Annotated in this window: 1 pseudogene; it reads left to right on the top strand. The window is 60.1% G+C overall.

The annotated features are described in order from the left end of the window. A pseudogene (locus tag MWU32_RS00040) lies at positions 1-203 on the top strand (collagen-like protein); the annotation flags it as partial.

The raw sequence follows: 203 nt of genomic DNA, 5'->3' as shown, positions 1-203 counted from the left end.
GCCCAGGGACCACAAGGTGATCCAGGCCCAATGGGCCCTCAAGGACCGGCGGGTGCAGACGGTATTGATGGTAATGACGGAGCCCAAGGACCACAAGGTATTCAGGGAGAGACCGGTCCAGCAGGACCTCAGGGACCAGCAGGAGCCGATGGTATTGATGGTAATGACGGAGCCCAGGGACCACAAGGTGATCCAGGCCCAAT

The organism is Gelidibacter sp. F63206 (genome assembly GCF_023015735.1).
Note: the sequence above shows the minus strand (reverse complement) of the source record. Positions and strands in the feature narration are given on the sequence as shown.